Origin of the sequence: uncultured Nisaea sp., assembly GCF_963974195.1 — a bacterium.
In the GTDB taxonomy this organism is placed as follows: domain Bacteria; phylum Pseudomonadota; class Alphaproteobacteria; order Thalassobaculales; family Thalassobaculaceae; genus Nisaea.
Genome location: NZ_CAXBDC010000207.1, coordinates 1 through 2,152, shown reverse-complemented (window position 1 = coordinate 2,152; position 2,152 = coordinate 1). Strand labels below are relative to the sequence as shown.

The following is a 2,152-nucleotide window of genomic DNA, read 5'->3' as shown; positions in this document are numbered from 1 at the left end:
ACCCCCGACACACCGCCATTCGGCGTGAAGTGATGCAGATGAATATGCAGCAAGGTCGCCCCGGAAACCTCGACGGCTTCGCGCAGGGTTTCCTCGACATGTGCGAGGTCATCCAGTCGCGAGGCGCCAACCAGATCGATGATCAGGTGCGTGCCGGCAAAAACCAGCCCGTCCTTCTTCACGAAATGATCGAGAGATGCATCCGAATGCGTCGGTGTCCATTGAACGACCGTGCCATCATTGTTGGCCGTGCCGGTGGTGTCGGAATTGGTTCTGCTCGGTTGAGTATCCGAGTCCATCCCCAAATCAGCGAAGGCGACGTTTTTATCCATCAACCCCTCCTATCCAGTAGATGTCCCAGTTACCCCGTCGCATCCCGCTTGCCGCAACACCGTTGGGCGGAATGGTCTGGCGTTCCTTTCGCTCCGCACAATGCGGATATAAGCGCGGCGTTCTGAGGCTTTTAGCCCCCCGTAGCAAGTTAATTTTGACCCGCCGCCCGAAAAAGTTCGACCGGCAGGGCTCCACGTTATCGCGGCGCCCTACCGGTCGTGTCTTTCTCAATCTAAAATGCGCAATATGTGCGCCTATGTCAAGCACATACTCGGACGCCTTTTTCAGCGCGGGCGCAAGGCCATGCAATCAATCTCGACAAGCGCCTTCCGGGCCAGTCCGGTGACCCCGATACAGGTCCGCGCCGGTCGGGTTTCGGCCCCGAAATATTCCGCATAGACCGCATTCATCGCATCGTAATCGCGCTCGAACTCCGTCAAGAAGACACGGGCGGAAACAACATGGCTGAAATCGAGCCCGAGCCCTTCAAGCACCAGCCGTAGATTTTCCATGGTCCGGCGGGTCTGCGCCTCGACGCCATCCGGCAGCGGCTTCGCATCATCGTCGGGATCGGTCGCCAGCTGACCCGTGATCAGGCACCAGTCGTCAATCTCGACAGCATGGCTGTATGGCGCCACCGGAGCCGGGGCCTGATTGAACAAATGAAATACCGGTCCCGTTCCCGTCATAGCGCGTCTCCCCAGTCACTCCGCACCCGTAGCCACTCTACACCGGCAGTCACTCCACACGCGCGTCACTCCACACCCGGCGCCGCACCGGCCCTGCGCCGGTTCTTGCGCCTTTGCCGCGGCACGGCCGCGCCACGCCGGTCATGCAGTTCGGCAATGATCTGAAGTCTGCGATCACCGTCATACCGTGACCAGCCCGAAATTTCCTCGATGGTACGCCAGCAGCCAAGACAGTGACCGCTTGCACGATCAATCTGGCATACAGCGACACAGGGAGACGGAATATCGGACATATCGAAAACCTACCGACGGCAATTTCAGGACACCGGAGCATTGCAGATAAGAAAACGGCGTGGATCAAAAATCCACGCCGTCTACGTCAGTTTATAGTCCGGAAGCGGCGTTAGGCAGCTTCGGTCACGTTGTTTTCGAAAGCATTGATCAGAGCCGAGAAGCTCTGGATCATCTCAGCAATGCCTTCAACGCCACTGGCGGTGACCAGGTTGCCCTCGGTCACGGAAGCAACCTCTTCCCAGCTGGCACCGGCGGCTTCGAGAGCCTCGCGGGTGTCGGCGGAAGACGTAACGGTCCGGCCTTTGGCGTCCTCGATGGTGATCATCAGGGACGTGGCATCGCCGATCAGCGCGACCGGCATGCCAGCGCGCATGAATGCTTTGAGAACACGCTGGGCATGGGGGTCTTCAGCCAACTTTTCGACGCCACGGACACCGCCCGGGACAACGAGACCGGCATAATCGACGGCCAGCGTATCGGCCAAGTCCGCGTCAACCGGGAAGAAATGGCCCCAGGATCCGTCGTACCAGCCGTTGACGAGGCCAGTGGCGCGGGAAACGGCTTTGACCGTCGCGCCAGCGGCAAGCAACTGCTTTTGGGGCTCGACGAATTCGACTTCGTCGAAACCGTTGGCGACCATGATTGCAATATTTTTTCCGGTGAGCGGCTTGTCCTGCATTTAGTTCTCCTTTTTTTTGCGTCTCGTCGGGTGCGGCGGGGCCGGAACGGTCCTGGACAAGAGACTCCCGGATTGCGCCGAAAAATCGGACTCCGGAAGGCAAGTCTTATCAAAACGCCGAATGTGGGCTGGATCCCTCAACACCCGGTCAAGGCCG

General features: G+C 59.2%; 4 protein-coding genes. All 4 read right to left on the bottom strand.

What is annotated here, in order from left to right:
- Positions 1 to 332: S-adenosylmethionine decarboxylase (locus tag AAC126_RS22270; RefSeq protein ID WP_339857669.1), on the bottom strand; the 332-nt coding region annotated here is incomplete at its 3' end.
- 285 nt (positions 333 to 617) lie between these two features.
- Entirely contained in the window at positions 618 to 1,022 is a 405-nt protein-coding gene (locus AAC126_RS22265; protein WP_339857666.1) for a RidA family protein, read from the bottom strand.
- 65 nt (positions 1,023 to 1,087) lie between these two features.
- Positions 1,088 to 1,315 (bottom strand): DUF1289 domain-containing protein, encoded by a 228-nt coding sequence (locus AAC126_RS22260; RefSeq protein WP_339857665.1) that lies wholly within the window; start codon positions 1,313 to 1,315, stop codon positions 1,088 to 1,090.
- A 110-nt stretch (positions 1,316 to 1,425) separates the two neighbouring features.
- Positions 1,426 to 1,995, bottom strand: a complete 570-nt coding sequence (locus AAC126_RS22255) for a DJ-1/PfpI family protein (protein ID WP_339857663.1) — start codon at positions 1,993 to 1,995, stop codon at positions 1,426 to 1,428.
- Positions 1,996 to 2,152: the final 157 nt, after the last annotated feature.